The 15,324-nt window shown below is 31.0% G+C and carries 15 protein-coding genes and 1 other RNA gene; 1 reads left to right on the plus strand and 15 read right to left on the minus strand.

The window, feature by feature from the left end; all coding sequences use genetic code 11:
- Positions 1-2: 2 nt before the first annotated feature.
- From BGS40_RS03330 to efp, 5 genes are all read right to left on the minus strand, one after another.
- The gene (locus BGS40_RS03330) at positions 3-1,295 is read right to left on the minus strand and encodes an SLC13 family permease (protein WP_079473763.1); all 1,293 of its coding nucleotides are present in this window, start codon (positions 1,293-1,295) and stop codon (positions 3-5) included.
- Between the two features lie 118 nt (positions 1,296-1,413).
- Positions 1,414-2,418 carry a DUF2891 domain-containing protein gene (locus tag BGS40_RS03335; protein ID WP_002858603.1) on the minus strand — a complete coding sequence of 335 codons (1,005 nt, stop codon included), beginning with the start codon at positions 2,416-2,418 and terminating at the stop codon, positions 1,414-1,416.
- 9 nt (positions 2,419-2,427) lie between these two features.
- Positions 2,428-3,381: a DUF979 domain-containing protein gene (locus tag BGS40_RS03340; protein ID WP_002854880.1), complete on the minus strand. Its 954-nt coding sequence runs from the start codon at positions 3,379-3,381 to the stop codon at positions 2,428-2,430.
- A complete protein-coding gene (locus BGS40_RS03345) occupies positions 3,368-4,060 on the minus strand; it encodes a DUF969 domain-containing protein (protein ID WP_002872649.1) in 693 nt (230 codons plus the stop codon). The genes BGS40_RS03340 and BGS40_RS03345 overlap by 14 nt, the downstream gene beginning before the upstream one ends.
- A 160-nt stretch (positions 4,061-4,220) precedes the next feature.
- The gene (gene efp, locus BGS40_RS03350; protein WP_002855210.1) at positions 4,221-4,790 is read right to left on the minus strand and encodes an elongation factor P; all 570 of its coding nucleotides are present in this window, start codon (positions 4,788-4,790) and stop codon (positions 4,221-4,223) included.
- 113 nt (positions 4,791-4,903) lie between these two features.
- Here efp and rnpB point away from each other — a divergent pair.
- Positions 4,904-5,224, plus strand: an RNA gene (gene rnpB, locus BGS40_RS03355) — RNase P RNA component class A.
- Here the strand turns inward: rnpB and BGS40_RS03360 are convergent.
- From BGS40_RS03360 to BGS40_RS03405, 10 genes are all read right to left on the minus strand, one after another.
- Positions 5,222-5,497, minus strand: coding sequence for a hypothetical protein (locus BGS40_RS03360; protein ID WP_002776186.1), 276 nt, complete (start codon positions 5,495-5,497; stop codon positions 5,222-5,224). The genes rnpB and BGS40_RS03360 overlap by 3 nt on opposite strands.
- Entirely contained in the window at positions 5,478-5,864 is a 387-nt protein-coding gene (fliS, locus tag BGS40_RS03365; protein WP_002776169.1) for a flagellar export chaperone FliS, read from the minus strand. Before fliS ends, BGS40_RS03360 begins: the two co-directional genes overlap by 20 nt.
- A gap of 11 nt (positions 5,865-5,875) precedes the next feature.
- A complete protein-coding gene (gene fliD / locus BGS40_RS03370; protein ID WP_096738366.1) occupies positions 5,876-7,804 on the minus strand; it encodes a flagellar filament capping protein FliD in 1,929 nt (642 codons plus the stop codon).
- Positions 7,805-7,806: 2 nt separating this feature from the next.
- Positions 7,807-8,172, minus strand: coding sequence for a FlaG family protein (locus tag BGS40_RS03375; RefSeq protein ID WP_002776146.1), 366 nt, complete (start codon positions 8,170-8,172; stop codon positions 7,807-7,809).
- Positions 8,173-8,328: 156 nt separating this feature from the next.
- A complete protein-coding gene (locus tag BGS40_RS03380) occupies positions 8,329-10,131 on the minus strand; it encodes a menaquinone biosynthesis decarboxylase (protein ID WP_070295622.1) in 1,803 nt (600 codons plus the stop codon).
- The gene (gene hemC, locus BGS40_RS03385; RefSeq protein ID WP_002856753.1) at positions 10,128-11,051 is read right to left on the minus strand and encodes a hydroxymethylbilane synthase; all 924 of its coding nucleotides are present in this window, start codon (positions 11,049-11,051) and stop codon (positions 10,128-10,130) included. The genes BGS40_RS03380 and hemC overlap by 4 nt, the downstream gene beginning before the upstream one ends.
- Positions 11,048-11,437: an FxsA family membrane protein gene (gene fxsA / locus BGS40_RS03390; RefSeq protein ID WP_002854991.1), complete on the minus strand. Its 390-nt coding sequence runs from the start codon at positions 11,435-11,437 to the stop codon at positions 11,048-11,050. The genes hemC and fxsA overlap by 4 nt, the downstream gene beginning before the upstream one ends.
- Entirely contained in the window at positions 11,434-13,143 is a 1,710-nt protein-coding gene (locus BGS40_RS03395; RefSeq protein ID WP_096738367.1) for a proline--tRNA ligase, read from the minus strand. Before BGS40_RS03395 ends, fxsA begins: the two co-directional genes overlap by 4 nt.
- Positions 13,127-14,425, minus strand: coding sequence for a glutamyl-tRNA reductase (gene hemA, locus BGS40_RS03400; RefSeq protein ID WP_002924918.1), 1,299 nt, complete (start codon positions 14,423-14,425; stop codon positions 13,127-13,129). The genes BGS40_RS03395 and hemA overlap by 17 nt, the downstream gene beginning before the upstream one ends.
- Positions 14,425-15,318, minus strand: coding sequence for a hexaprenyl-diphosphate synthase (locus BGS40_RS03405; protein WP_002899448.1), 894 nt, complete (start codon positions 15,316-15,318; stop codon positions 14,425-14,427). Before BGS40_RS03405 ends, hemA begins: the two co-directional genes overlap by 1 nt.
- Positions 15,319-15,324: the final 6 nt, after the last annotated feature.

The following is a 15,324-nucleotide window of genomic DNA, read 5'->3' on the forward strand; positions in this document are numbered from 1 at the left end:
CCTTATAAAATAAAACTCATTATAATAGTAGCTAAAATCGCCGCTATAAATCCTATAGGCACAGCTTTAATAAGTAAATCTTTAAATAATTTTTCCTTATATTTATCAGGGCAAGATCCTAAAATTAGACTTCCTCCAGAAGAAAAAGGAGAAATAGCAGAAGCTTGAGCCCCTACAACAATACAAGAAAAAAGCAATGCCTCGCTTAATCCACTGCTTGCAGCAATGCTTGGAACTATAGGAAAAAGCGCTGGAGTAACCACACCCAAAGTACTTGAAAAAAGCGACATAAGAGCCGCAATAGCACACATTATTAACGGAATAAAAATCACATTGATCTCATTTTCTACAAGATCTGAAAATAATTTTATAGCCCCTGCTTCAACTGCTATGCTAATTAACATCCCTACTCCACAAATCATTATCAAGGTTCCCCAAGGAATTAAAGCAACAACTTGTTTCTCATCGGCTAATTTTAAAAATAAAGCAATGGCAACAAAAATCATGGCTATCATGGCTATATCTATTTTTTTATTAAAATAACTAATTGTCTCATTATGTGGAAAAATAATATTTAGCACAGGAAAGATTAAAACAACAACAATCATCATAAACATGAGAATTAAAGTAGTTTTTTGTTTATAATCAAATGGATCAGGTTTTGAAATAACACTAATTTTTATATTATTTTTAAAAGCATTAAACACAAAAAAAGATAATACCACAATAGGCAAAATTATAGTAAAAGCAAAAATAATACTAGAATTTGCAAAAGCTTCATTTGCTTCAATACCTGAATTTTCCATCAATCCTCGAAAAATAATCCCGCTTTGAGAAGTCATAAAATTTGCTCCTCCCAAAGCACCATAATTTATAGCCATAGCTCCAGCAATTTTGCTTAAACCGATTTTATCGCAAAGTAAAAAAGTAAGTGGTGCCATAAAAGCTAAAACTGTATAAAAACCTGCTCCTAAAGCAGCTATAATAGCACTAACCACAAAAATAACAAAAGGAAGCAAATAAGGATGATTAGCAAAACGATACATCAAATGTCCGGCTAATTTTTCAAGAGTTCCATTTACGGTTGCAAAATTATAAAACAATGAGACAGCAAAAATAACAAAAAATATAGAAATAGGCCAAAAAGCTATGATTTTTTTAGGAGCTAAATCCATAAAAAAAGCTCCTATAATATAAGCAAAAATCATAGCAAAAATTCCAACATTATGTCTAGTAATATAGCCCAAAATAATAGCCACTATAATACTAGAGATGATTAAAAAAACCATTATCATCCTTTAAAATATTATAGGGCTTATAATATCAAAAAATATATTTTTCAAAGCATAAAAACAAAATCTAAATTTAAAAAATATCTATTTAGTAACAAATTTACTCATCTTATGAAATTTTTTATAAAATATCCACATCCAGAGCAAGCAAAGCAAAGCTTCCTAGCCAATGCGACCCAAGATAATCATCTTCTATATGAGCTATAGCTTTATCAAAATGCTCTGTAGCATTGTTTCTTAAAAGAATTTTTAAATTTTCATCGCAAAAATTTGAAAGTATTTTAAAACACCAAGCACGACTTAAATTTAACCCATCTAAATGTGCTATTTTACCATCGCTCCTATCACTCACACTCACAGGGGTAAATAAAGTTGCAGGCTCTTTTGCTTCTAAATTTGGCAAATATGCTTTAAAAAATTTTACAAAATCATTTTTATGTAAAACAGCACTTAAAAGCACCGCTTCCATCAAAACAGGAGATAAAAACTCATCTCCACAAGGCTCTAAAGCTTGCATATTTTTATCATTTAAAAACCACTTTTTAGCACTTTGGATGATACAATACTCCAATTCTTGATCTTTTTTAAATCTTGCATATTCTAAAGCAAAATACAAAGCAAAAGAGCTATTAAAATGGGTTCCAACTCGTATAGGATAATCCATCTTAGGTAAAAACTCCTTAAATTCTTTAACAAAGAAATCAGCTATGCCTTCTAAATTTTTAGCCCAAATTTCAGCTTTGTCATTTTCTTTAGCAAGTAAATTTATCTCCAAAGTCAGTTTTAAAAACCATCCCCATCCATAAGGTCTTTCAAAACCTTTGTGTGCAGGGTTTTGAAGATATTTAAGCTCTCCTTCTGCTTTTTCTTTGCTAAATTGAGAATCTAGAGCTTTGATGATTTCATCCTTTGGAGCAAAATGAGAAAAATCTTTTAAAATTTTCACCAAAAGCCAGTGAGAATGCACGCTAGAATGCCAATCATAAGAACCATAAAATATAGGATACATAAGTTTTGGTGGTTTAATATCATTGATATCATTAAAAGAATGTGTAATTTTATTTGGCAATTCTCTAAAAATATTTTCTAGTGCAATAAAGCTAAATTGTTTTATAAATTTTTCCATTGTTTCTCCTTAAAATCTAAAAGCTAAAAAATACATTAAAAAGATATTAGCCACAAGCAAAACAAGTCCTGACATAAACTGGGCTTTAATTACGCCATTTTTATCATCCAAATTTAAAAGTGCCGCAGGAACTATATTAAAATTTGCAGCCATAGGCGTCATTAAAGTTCCGCAAAATCCACTAAGCATTCCAATCGCACCTATAATAGCAGGATTTGCATGCATTTGTATGATTAAAATCGGCAAAGCAATAGCAGCAGTAATCACAGGAAAAGCTGCAAAAGCATTGCCCATTACTATAGTAAAAAGCGCCATAGCGATACAATACACAGCTACTGCAATAAAAGCATTATCTAAACTAATATAACTAGATAAAAGTTTAGATACTTGATCGCCCATTCCTGTAGAAACAAAAACTACCCCAAGTGTAGCCAAAATTTGCGGTAAAAGCGCTGCCCAACTAATGTGATCCATAGTATGTACTGCATCTTTAACAGCTCTTTTAGGAGAAGCCTTAAACATAAAACAAGCAACTACTGAAGAAATAATTATACCTATAATCAAAGCCATCAATGTAGCATTTTTATTTTCAAAAAAACTCAAATGGGGAAATAAAAAAGTCCCAATAAGTGTAATCAAAGGAACCATTAAAGCAGGAATAAAAAGTTTATTTTTATAAATATTTGCATGTTTTATCTCGTATTCTTTTTCTTCTTTGCTAACTTCGATCTTTGCTGGTTTTAATAAATTAAACCCTGCTATAAGTGCTAGTAAAATCACTATACAACCCATCACAAAATGAGGCAAAACTCCTGCTAGTAAAAAAGTAAAACTATAACTTATCCAAAATACCCCGCCGCTTATTCTTGATTTTATATCTTTAGCTTGATTAGAAAAACTTAAAATTCCAAAAACTAAAAATAAAATTCCTACAATATAATAAAGTAAATCAAGACTTATCATCACTCAACCCTTTATAAGTTTTTTCCAATCTTTTATCAAATAAATAAAGTCTAGAGCAATGGATAATTAAAGCCAAAATTCCAGTTGGTATAGCCCAAACTGATAAATGCAATGGCTCAACAATAATACCATTGCTCTCATAAAAAGCTTTAATAAATAAAATAGAATGCACGGCTATAAAAATATCCTCTCCAAAAAATACAGCAACATTATCCGTTCCCGCAGAAAAAGCTTTGATTTTTTGACTATCTTTATGTGTTAAGTTTTTAAATTTAAGCTTAGCTGCAGCTTCTGCCATAGGGGCTATTAAAGGTCTTATCATCTGCGCATGTCCGCCTAAAGATAAAAGCCCTAAAGCTGCAGTAACTTGTCTAAAAACAAAATAACACATTAAAATTCGTCCTGTACTGGCAACTTTTATTTTGGATATTAAATTTTTAGCCTGCTCTCTTAAGCCTTTGCGTTCCAAAACAGCAAGTAAAGGTAAAATAAGCCAAATTATAGCAACATAGCGATTATCTACAAAAGATTTTCCTATATCACTAACAACCTTAACAAAATCAAAACCTGAAACAAGTCCAGCATAAATTCCAATTGAAGTTACCACTAAAAAGGGGTTAATCTTTAAAGCAAAACCTAAAACAATCAAAGGTATAGAAGCAAGAAGCAACCATTCCATCAACCATCTCCACAATATGAATTAGAAATATTATAGAAATTTTAAATTAAAGAAAAGTTTAAAAAAATATTTTTAAGAATGGAATGAGAAATTAAGTAACAAAATAAATTTTATATAAATTTAAAAAAGCCTTGGAATAGTCCAAAAGCTTTTTTTTGTATTATTTGTTCGCTCTTTCTATATACTCACCACGCACAGTATCAACGCGTATAACTTCACCTTCTAACACATGAAAAGGAATTTGCACTACTGCGCCTGTTTCCAATGTAGCCGGTTTTTTATTTGATCCTTGAGTATCACCCTTAAAATTTGGAGCTGTTTCGATGATTTTGAGTTCAACAACTTGTGGAACTTCTACGCCGATAGCTTTACCATTATGGAAAAGCACATCTACCATCATACCATCAAGCATCCATTTTTTCGCCTCACCTACATCATCATCACTAATAGCTACTTGTTCATATGTTTGCGTATCCATAAATTGGCAATTTTCACCATCATCATAAAGATACTGCATAGTTTTATCTTCTAAATTTGGAGCTTCACATTTATCACCTGCATGGAAAGTTTTTTCAAGTACTTTACCATCAATAAAAGATTTGATTTTAATACGCACAAAAGCAGGACCTTTGCCTGGTTTTACATGCTGATACTCAACTATTTTAAAAGGAATTCCATCGATTTCTATTTTAAGTCCCTTTTTTAAATCACCCATTGAATAAGATGCCATAAATTTCCTTTGTTAAAAAATAAAAAACAATTTTATCAAATTTTGATTGATATCACAATAAAATTATTTTATTTGATGAAAAAATAAGTAAAATTACGTTAAAATCCAAATTTAAAGCATAGTAAATGCTCGCTTCTTTTTAGGAGAGGAAAGTCCGAGCTGCTAAAGACAAACATTCCATCTAACAGATGGCTAGGGTAACCTAAGGGATAGTGCAACAGAAAGAAAACTACCACGCAAGTGGAAAAGGTGAAACGGCGGGGTAAAAGCCCACCAGCGATTTTGGTAACAATTTCGGCTATGTAAACCCAATGTGCAGCAAGAAGGGATGGTTAGCGTCTTTGTTTTAACCCTTCGCTTGATTTTGTTTGCAAAAACAAAACTAGATAAATGAGCATTCAAGACAGAACTCGGCTTATCGCTATGCTTTTTTAAGATTTAAAATATGTCAACGCTTTTTGAAATTTTTGAATTTCAACAGCTTTTGTTTTTTTCTTTTGTTCAATCAGTATAACAGCTTCTTGCAAAAGAGCTTGAACTTGATAAAATACATCATTTGCATTTTCTTTTAAAAAATCTTCTGAAGGCGATTCTTTGGCTAAATTTTTAATAAAAGCTTTCATATCAAGTTCATCAAGTAAATTTTCAAGTTTATTAACATCTTCTTGGATTAATGCAAGTTTAAAATCACTGAGCCACTGTTTCATTGTTATGCACTTCTCTCCAAGCTTCTAGCAAACCTTTGGTTACATTTATAACTTCATTGATTCTATCTTCATTATTTTCTAAATTTGCCAAAGATAAAAGTTGAATTTCTCTTGTATAAAGCCCGCTTAAATAATGTGCCACTTCTCCGCCTTTTTCATAGTTTAAAGTATTAATAAGCTCTATAAAAATAGCCGTGGTTCTTTTTACAAAATACACTCTTTGTTCTATATCTTCATTTCTTATGGCTACTTTAGCTCTTGCACAAAAACGCAAAATTCCCTCATAAAGCATTTCAATAAGTTTTTGCGGAGACTCTATCCCCACTTGATTTTGAGAATAAGCATTATAGGCTAAATTATTTTGCATCTTTTTTATCCTTAATTATTAGAATTGTTTGCCGCATTAATCATATTAGTTACAGTATTTAGCTGTTGATTGAGTTTATTTAAAATACTCTCATATTGCAACCATTGATTCGCCATTGTATCGTATCTTGTATCAATCATAGCCTGAGTCGAGTCTTTAGAGGTATTTAATGATTTAATATCATTTGTCAAACTCTCATCATATTTTGTAATTGAACCATCTTTTCCAGTCATCTCTTGCAACGTGGCTTTTAATTTTGAAAAAATACCTTTACCTTCTATAGGCTTAGAGGTTATATTTACGTCAGACAAACCTAAGTCCTTGAGAATGTTAGCATCTCCTTTGATTGAAAAATCCGAGCTACCATCTCCACTAAAATTCAACTTAAACCCTTTAACACCGTTTTGATCATAGGATTCAACCTTAACTTTTAAGCCTTCAATACCTTTACTGTTTATATGATTAGCTAAATTTTGAAGCAATTCTTCCTCTGTTTTCCCTGTTAATTTAAAATTAGTACCATCAGAATTTTTAGATAAATCATATGTTTGATTATTAAAAACTATAGTAAAATCTCCTGGTTGAAATTCTAAACCATTAGTATTACCTCCATTGGAATTAAGATATTTACTTAAACTTCCTGTCTTAATTACCTCTCCTGTGTGATTAATGTCTTCGTATTTAGTAATATTTGAAAAAAAACTTTCAGTAGAGTCTGGATCTTCTTTAACTTTTTGTTCAAATTTAGAAGAATCAAAACTCAAAGTGCCTGCATCATTTAAACTTAAGCCAAAATCCTGCATAGAAAGCATAACCTTAGTGTTTACTTTATTACCATTTGCATCTTCAGTAGTTCCATCAACAACTTGAGAATCAAACAAATCAGCAAGAATGCTTGAGCGTATTGAATTTACTTCACTGATGCCTTGTAAAGTTCCTTTTGTTCCAGTTTCACTATTATAGTCAGTTGCAGCATTAAGATTGGTTACTAAATCATTATAAGCATCCACCAAATCTTGCATAGCTTTTGTCACACCTTCAAAATCTTGCTGTACATCAAAATTAATTTCACCTGTTTTATTTAAAGTTAAAGTCATTCCTACGCCAAGATCGGTAACAGTATTACTCGATCTAAACATCTTAATACCATCAAGTGTAAATTCTGCATTTTGCGCAGTTTGGATATGCAAAGAAGCATCCTTAATGCCATAACCTTTTTTATCCTTATCTGGATCAATAGAAGCCGATACATCTAATCCCCATCCAAGATCGTCGAATATTTTTTCTGCATTTGTATCTTTTTGATACTTACCATTCGAATCTTTTTTTCCCGCATAGAAACTTATCGCACTGTCTTCGCCTGTTTCTTTGCTGGTTAAAGTTAAGCGGTAAGGAGTGCCTTTCTCTCCTGTGTTTACAATCTTAGCGACAATCTCTCCTCCACTAGCTTCATTAATTTTATCAGCTAAATCTCTATAGGTTGTGTTTTTATCTACCGTAACAGTATATTCTTTGCCATTTGAAAAAAAAGTAAGATCGGCAGTTCCATTTAATTTTGCATTAACAAAACCACCGTCATTTGCTAATCCTTTACTTTGATACACATCTTTTTGTGCAAGTTGAGTAACATTGATATTCATGCTTTGTAAAGCAACACCCGAATTAACTGTAAGACTTGCTGGAGGATTATCGCTAATACTTCCTACAACTTTTCTTTTCGCAAAAACCGTAGCATCGGCTAATGATGAAACAGCCGTCTGAAAACTTAGTAATTTAGTTTTGATTTCTGTTAAATCTTTTTGTTTGGTTGTATTTTCTTCAATTTTTTTAGTATAAGGATCAATACGAGCTTTTTGCTCTGCTTCTTTTAATTTATCTATAGTATCTTGAGTTAAAACCCCAGAACCAAATCCTAAACTAGATAGACTACCAAATGCCATTTTTAACTCTCCTTATCAAATATCATTCCTATCACATCCCTAAAATACTCAGCTAATCTCATAGCTTCTTCACTAGGAATTTGACGGATTTCCCTTCCAGTGCTTTTTTCAGTCACGCTAATATACATAGAACCGATTTTATCACTATAACCAAAACGAACATTGGTATCTAGAGAATCCATTTGCTCATTTAACTTTTTTGTAATATCAGCCAACTTTTCACTCACACCTCGTTGCTGTCCATCATCGCCTTCTTGGCCTTGACTTCTATCGGTTTGAATGTTTAAACTAGCCTGTGTCTCACTTGTTCTTTGGCTAATGTTTGCCAAAGCTGTATCCATTTGCCCATTTGCCTTCGATATTTCCATTTTAAAATCCTTTTTAAAATTTCCTATTGCTAGTTAAAAGCTTATATCGACAAATTTATAAATTTATGAACACCTATAAAGAAAATTTTATTTTTCAATAATAAAAAAATAATAAGCAAAAACTGTGCCAAAATTTTAAAATAAATCTCAATTATCTTAAAAAATTTCAAATTTATTAAAAAGATCTGGATTATTTTCTAAAATATTACGCAAGATCAAATCTTCTATGACGCTTTTAGTGCAATCTGTTTGCTTAGGCCAAGCTCTTAAATAACCCTCAGCTTCACCTTTAGCACTTGCATCTACTCCAAGTCTTTCTTCTTTGATAAAAATATCTCTTTTAGCATCTATATTATTTACCACACGCCAAACAAGCATATAAGAATTTTCAAGCTTATTTTCAGCATCTAAAAACACTAAAATCCTAAAATGTTTTTTAAATTCTAAAAGTTTGTCAAAACTTTGTTCGATTTTTTCTTTTTTATCAAGCAAAATACAAACTATAGGACTTTTACTTTCTTTATAAAATTGCTTTAAATTTAAAAGTTCTACCTTAGTTTTAAAAAGTTCTAGTAATTTTTCATCTTCTAAAATTTCAAGCTCTTCAACTTGTATTTCTTCGCAAGCATCAAGTCCTGCTTTACCCCCAAAACAAGAATTAGGTGAAGCATGATCTAATTGATCACAAATTCCTTCTGAAATTAAAATTTTCTTTGTATTAAAACGATCTAACATATAAGGAATTAAAGCATCATAATCTTTCAAAGAAGGTGCATTTTTATCCACAAAAATTGCATGCTTAACAAAACTCATTTGCCCTACTCCCCAAAATGCATGCATAATTTGTTGCGCATGAGCGGGATATTTTGCATCGATTTTTGCTAAGATAAGATTATGAAAGACCCCATTTTCAGGCATATTATAATCAATTAAATCAGGTACTGAAGTTTGAAGCAAAGGTAAAAAAATTCTTTCAGTACCAAGTCCCATGATCTTATCTTCTAAAGGAGGCTTTCCTACAACCGTTGCTTGATAGATCGCATCTTTTTTAGCATAAATTTTTTCTACTTTCATCACAGGAAAAAGTTCAGCAGGAGTGTAAAAACCCGTATGATCTCCAAAAGGACCTTCGATTTTAAACTCTTCTAAATCCACATAACCTTCAATAACCACATCACTATCATAAGGTACAAAAATACCATTTTCACAAGGAGTAATTTTTGCAGGAGTTTTTTTAATAAAACCATAAAGTAAAAGTTCAAAAATTCCCTTAGGTAAAGGTGCTTGAGAACACCAAATATAAAGCGGATTGCCACCTATGGCTATACTTACAGGCATTTTTTTAAAACCAGCATTTTTGTATTCGTGATAAAAATTTGCCCCATCTTTATGAATTTGCCAATGTATTAAAAGTTCATTTTTATCACTCATTTGCAAACGATACATTCCAAGATTATTTTGAGTTTTATCTAAATTTTGTGTATAAACTTGCCCCATGGTAATAAATTTACCCGCATCATCTTCCCAAGTTTTTAGTATGGGAAGTTCTTCAAGTGAGTTTAAAATTTCATAATCATACAAGGCTTTATTTTTTTTCAGTCTTTTAGGAGGAATATTTTTAAAACTTAACAAATTCATAAAAAAATCCATTTTTGCTTTAAAACTCGTAGGAATATGAAGCTTGATGAGTTTTGAAATTTCTTCAGCCACCTCTTCATAATCACGTCCAAAAGCTAAATTTAAAGCCTTTTCATTGCAAAAAGTATTCATCAAAACAGGAAATTTATATTGTTTATTTAATTTTTTATCTATAGGATTTTTAAATAATAAAGCCTTCCCTTTTTCTCCTTTTTTAGCTTCTATATAGGCTAAATGAGCGATTTCAAGATCTACATCTACAGGTTCTTCAATTACCCTTAAAAGATCATTTTCTTTTAAAATTTGAATAAATTCTTTCATATCATACTCTCAGCTTTTTTTAAAAGTTCTTTAGCACCTTTAGCAATAAACTCCTTAGCCAAACTCTCTCCAAAACCTTTAAAATCATTCTTTTTAATCATTCTCTTATCTTTTAAAATTTCACTTCCATCGGGTAGTCCAAGTACCGCACGCACACAAATTTCATCTCCTAGGAGTTCTGCGTTAATACCTATAGGAACTTGACAACCTCCTTCTAAAGTAGCAATAAATTCTCTTTCAATGCTTGTTTCAATCAAAGCATTTTCATCATTTAAACATTTTAAAAGTTCTAAAATTTTTTCATCATTTATGCTTTCTATACCTAAAGCTCCTTGAGAAGCCGCAGGAATAAGCTCATCTTTGCTAAATTCATAAACAAAATTCACTTGCTTATCTAAGTTTAAGCGTTTAATTCCCGCCATTGCCAAAATAATCGCATCAAAATCATTATTTTTTAATTTCTCTATACGAGAATTGACATTACCACGCAAAGAAATAATCTCTAAATCAGGTCTTAATAATAAAAGCTGCATCTTGCGTCTAAGACTAGTGGTGCCTATTTTTGCACCTTTTGGCAAAGAAAGAAAATCTTTATAATTTTGACTTAGCATAGCATCATTACTTTGCTCTCTTTTGCTTACCGCTGCCAAAACTAAACCTTGAGGAAAAAAACTAGGCACATCTTTTAAACTATGCACTGCTAAATGCGCTTCTTTTCTTAACATACTTTCTTCAAGTTCTTTTGTAAAAAGTCCTTTACCACCAATTTTTGCCAAAGGAGAATCCAGCAAAACATCGCCTTTTGTTTTAAAACCTTCTAAAAGCACTTCAATTTGATGTGTATTTTTTAAAATTTGGGCTACATGCTCACTTTGCCAAAGAGCCAATTGACTTTTTCTTGTTGCAATAATAAGCTTCATTTTCTATCCTCTATAATTTCAACATCAATGATTTCTTCATTAGAATTTTGATACTCTTGCTTGGTGTATTGATATTTTGATTTAGTTATTAATTTCAAAGCAATACCAAAGAAAAATACAAAAATCCCAAAAACACTTGTAATAATCCCTGGAAAAACAAGCAAAAACCCTGCGATAACAAAAGAAAATTGTGTTAACATATCCTTTAGGCCACCCATTTGAAACTCAAGCATATTTTTCCAAAAAATTCCCAATAAAACCGCACCAAAAATCATACTCAAAAGTATGAAAAATAAAAAATTACCAAAACCAAAAAACACTATAAAAAGTATACTTGCAATAATTTCAAGTACAAATAAAGGACTTAAACTTAATTTATAATTCATAACACTTTCTTTTTAAGAATTTCCATAAGTTCATCAGTTTTTATAAGTTCTTTTACCAAATCTTCTCTTTGGATAAGCTCTATTTCATTATTTTCTAATCCCTTGCCAATAACTAACGCATAAGGAAAACCCATAAGTTCAAAATCATTCATTTTAACCCCAAAACGCTCATTTCTATCATCAAGCAAGACTTCTAATCCAAGATTAGTTAAATCCTCATAAAGCTTATTGGCAAATTCTAAAGCCTTTTCATCTTTGAGATTTGAAACAATAATTTCAAGCACAAAAGGAGCTAAAGTTTTATTCCAAATACATCCTTTTTCATCATGACTTGCTTCAATAGCTACAGCCAACAAGCGTGAAACACCTATGCCGTAACATCCCATATAAAAAGGCTGACTTTTGCCATTTTCATCTAAGAAATTTGCATTCATCGCTTTGGAATATTTTTGTCCTAGCTTAAAAATATGCCCTACTTCTATACCTTTACTTTGTTTTAATTTTGCTCCACATTTAACACAGTAATCCCCTTCTTTAACTTCAATCAAATCTTTAAAACGATCTTTATTTAAATTTACAACATCAATACCGATTAAATGATAATCTTTTTCATTCGCACCCATAATCATTTGCTTTTCGTTTTCAAGCTCAAAATCTATATAAAAATCTATATCTTTTAATCCCACAAAACCTATAAAACCAGCTACTAAGCCAGCTTTTTCTAATTCTTCTTCGCTCGCATCGACTAGTTCAAGGGCACTGCAAGCATTTTGAGCCTTAACCTCTTGCAAATCATCACTTCCTCTTATAAAAAACACAACTAATTTGCTTTCATTTTCATAAATAGCTTTTTTTACCACTGCTTTAATCGTATAAAAAGCATTAATTTTAAAAAATTGTGCTAAAGAATCTATAGTTTTAATATTTGGAGTGTGAAATTTACTTGCATAATTTGCTTCAGGACGCTCATCTTGACAAGTTTTTTTAGCTCTTTTTGCAGCTTCAACATTAGCCGCATAATCACAATTTTCACAAATTAAAATATCATCTTCCCCATTTTTTGCCAAAACCATAAATTCCTTAGAACCACTTCCACCAATAGCCCCACTATCAGCTTCAACTGCTCTAAAATCAAGCCCCATTCTTTGCAAAATTTGAGAATAAGTTTTATACATAAGCTCAAACTCACGCCCTAAATCTTCTTCATTAGCATGAAAACTATATCCATCTTTCATTAGAAATTCACGACATCTTAAAAGCCCAAATCTAGGCCTTGCTTCATCACGAAATTTAAGTCCAATTTGATATAAATGCAAAGGAAGTTGTTTATAGCTTGTGATTTTGTTTTTTACCAAAGAAAGCATAGCTTCTTCATGTGTTGGACCTAAAACAAATTCATTTTCTTTTCTGTCTTTAAAACGCAAAAGTTCTTTTCCAAAAACATTATAACGCCCACTTTCTTGCCACAAACTTGCAGGAGTGATAAAACTAAGATTTACTTCTTGTGCTCCAGCCTTATCCATTTCTTCTTTAACTATATTTTTAATCTTGTCTAAAACTCTTTTTCCCAAAGGCAAGAAATTATAAAGTCCGCTACCAATTTGTTCTACAAAACCCGCACGCGTTAAAAAAATATGACTAGGTAAGCTCGCATCTTTTGGCGCTTCTTTTAAACTTGGTGCATAAAATTTAGTAAATCTCATCATTATTCTCCATATCAAATTCACATTTATATTGATTTAAACCTTCAAGATTATTTTGCAAATCAAAAACATAACGCATAGCATTAATCACTGTATCGCTTTGCATTTTACCTTGTAAATGTTTCAAATTCACAGTAGGCGTGTGTAAAAAAGCCTTAAAAACTTGATGAATCAACTTTCTAGCCTCTTCTTTATCAGATTTTTTCAAATATCCTTTTTTTAACGCAATTTCAAGTTGTTTATCTGCATATTCTTTAGCTTGCAAGCGTATAGCTTTGATAATAGGCATCAAAGCCAAATCGTTTAAATACCTAAAAAATTCACTTGTTTCACGACCTATTATCCCATAAGCCATACGAGCTTCTTGTTCTCTTAGTGCTAAATTTTTTTGAACCACAATTTCAAGATCATCTACAGCAAAAACAGATATATTTTCATTTTCATTGATATCAATATCCCTTGGAACTGCAATATCAAAAAAATACCTTTTATAAGAAAGTTCTTCTATTAAAGAATTTGTAATAATAGCATTTGGTGCATTGGTAGCTGAGAAAAAAAACTCGTATTGATTTAAATATTTTTTTAAATTTTCTAAACTATCATATTCGCTTAAAACACCAAGTCTCTCACACAAATCTTTAGCTTTTTGTAAATCACGATTTAAAATAATCACCTTAGCACCCGCAGCAATTAAATGTTTTGCCGCAAGTTCTCCCATCTCTCCAGCTCCAATAACAACAGCTTTTTTTTGCGTTAAATCTGCAAATTCTTTTGCTTTTGCCACGGCAACGCTAGCTACAGAAATAGAATTTTTAGAAATTTGAGTTTCATTGCGTACCTTAGCAGCACATTTAAAAGCACTATGTACCGCTCTTGAAAGGTGTACTCCACAAAAATTATTTTTTACAGCAAAAGCAAAGGCATCTTTTAATTGTCCTGCTATCTGAGTTTCTCCAACCACCAAACTATCCAAAGAACTTGCTACAGAAAAAAGATGGTGGATTGCTCCACTATCTTCAAAAATATCAGCTTTTTCAAGTAAAATATCTTTATCAACATCACAAAGTAAAGCCAAAGATTTAACAATAAACTCCACACAGGCCATTTTTACAAAAGCAACAATTTCAACACGATTGCAAGTGCTTATAACCAAACATTCTTCAATATTTTCATGAGTGCTAATGATTTTTAAAAACTCACTTTTTTTAGCTTCATTGGAAAAGCTTAACTTTTCCCTTAAGGCAATATCTGTATTTTTATGAGTAAAAGATATACAATAATACATTAAAATTCCCTATCTATCATAGCTTTAATAATATCATTAAGCTTGTTATTATCATATTTTTCAATTGCTTTTCTAGCCTTTTTTGCATAAGTTTTAGCTTCTAAAATAGCTTTTTCTAAAGCTTTTTGTTCTTCAAATTTAGTTTTTAGCCATTCTTTTTCATTTTCATTTAAATCTTTTTTAAATAAAGTCTGCAAATATATCCTATCTTGTTCTTGTAAATTTTCATAAAGATAAATATAAGGCAAGGTAGTTTTACCCTCTTTAAAATCATTCATAGCAGGTTTTCCAAGAATTTTTTCATCACTCTTAATATCTAAAATATCATCAATCATCTGAAAAGCAAGTCCTAAATTTTTACCATATTCTGCAAAATCTTTTTCATATAATCCAGCCAAAATAGCTCCGCATCTAGCACTTGCTTCAATCAAAACAGCTGTTTTATTATAGATCATTTTCAAATAAGCTTCTTTATTGATATTAAATTTCTCTCCCAAATCAACATCCATAAGTTCGCCTATAGCAAGCTTTACAACAGCATCTGAAATAATACTTGCAAATCTAGCATCCATTTTGCTTAATTCATAAAAGGCTTTTGAATACAAAATATCGCCCAACATAAGAGCATTTTTTGTGCCAAATTCAGCATTAACAGATCTTGCTCCACGCCTTAATTCACTCTCATCGATAATATCATCATGTAATAAACTAGCAAGATGTATCAATTCTATAGCTGCGCAAATTTTAAAAGCAATCTCACTCTCATCTGCGATAGCTAATAATAATTTAGAGCGTAATTTCTTTCCTGATTTTACATTTGAAAACATATTTAAAATAGGTTCATAGCCAAGCTCTTGTAAAAACTGTTTTATTAATTCATCTATTTTTTGCACTATCTT

It is taken from the genome of Campylobacter sp. 107 (assembly GCF_002383835.1).
GTDB classification, from domain to species: Bacteria; Campylobacterota; Campylobacteria; order Campylobacterales; family Campylobacteraceae; genus Campylobacter_D; species Campylobacter_D jejuni.

Excerpts from the sequence above, each read along its gene's own strand:
- BGS40_RS03330 (WP_079473763.1), bottom strand. The coding sequence starts at position 1,295 with ATGATAATGGTTTTTTTAATCATCTCTAGTATTATAGTGGCTATTATT.
- BGS40_RS03335 (WP_002858603.1), bottom strand. The coding sequence starts at position 2,418 with ATGGAAAAATTTATAAAACAATTTAGCTTTATTGCACTAGAAAATATT.
- BGS40_RS03340 (WP_002854880.1), bottom strand. The coding sequence starts at position 3,381 with ATGATAAGTCTTGATTTACTTTATTATATTGTAGGAATTTTATTTTTA.
- BGS40_RS03345 (WP_002872649.1), bottom strand. The coding sequence starts at position 4,060 with ATGGAATGGTTGCTTCTTGCTTCTATACCTTTGATTGTTTTAGGTTTT.
- efp (WP_002855210.1), bottom strand. The coding sequence starts at position 4,790 with ATGGCATCTTATTCAATGGGTGATTTAAAAAAGGGACTTAAAATAGAA.
- BGS40_RS03360 (WP_002776186.1), bottom strand. The coding sequence starts at position 5,497 with ATGAAACAGTGGCTCAGTGATTTTAAACTTGCATTAATCCAAGAAGAT.
- fliS (WP_002776169.1), bottom strand. The coding sequence starts at position 5,864 with ATGCAAAATAATTTAGCCTATAATGCTTATTCTCAAAATCAAGTGGGG.
- fliD (WP_096738366.1), bottom strand. The coding sequence starts at position 7,804 with ATGGCATTTGGTAGTCTATCTAGTTTAGGATTTGGTTCTGGGGTTTTA.
- BGS40_RS03375 (WP_002776146.1), bottom strand. The coding sequence starts at position 8,172 with ATGGAAATATCGAAGGCAAATGGGCAAATGGATACAGCTTTGGCAAAC.
- BGS40_RS03380 (WP_070295622.1), bottom strand. The coding sequence starts at position 10,131 with ATGAAAGAATTTATTCAAATTTTAAAAGAAAATGATCTTTTAAGGGTA.
- hemC (WP_002856753.1), bottom strand. The coding sequence starts at position 11,051 with ATGAAGCTTATTATTGCAACAAGAAAAAGTCAATTGGCTCTTTGGCAA.
- fxsA (WP_002854991.1), bottom strand. The coding sequence starts at position 11,437 with ATGAATTATAAATTAAGTTTAAGTCCTTTATTTGTACTTGAAATTATT.
- BGS40_RS03395 (WP_096738367.1), bottom strand. The coding sequence starts at position 13,143 with ATGATGAGATTTACTAAATTTTATGCACCAAGTTTAAAAGAAGCGCCA.
- hemA (WP_002924918.1), bottom strand. The coding sequence starts at position 14,425 with ATGTATTATTGTATATCTTTTACTCATAAAAATACAGATATTGCCTTA.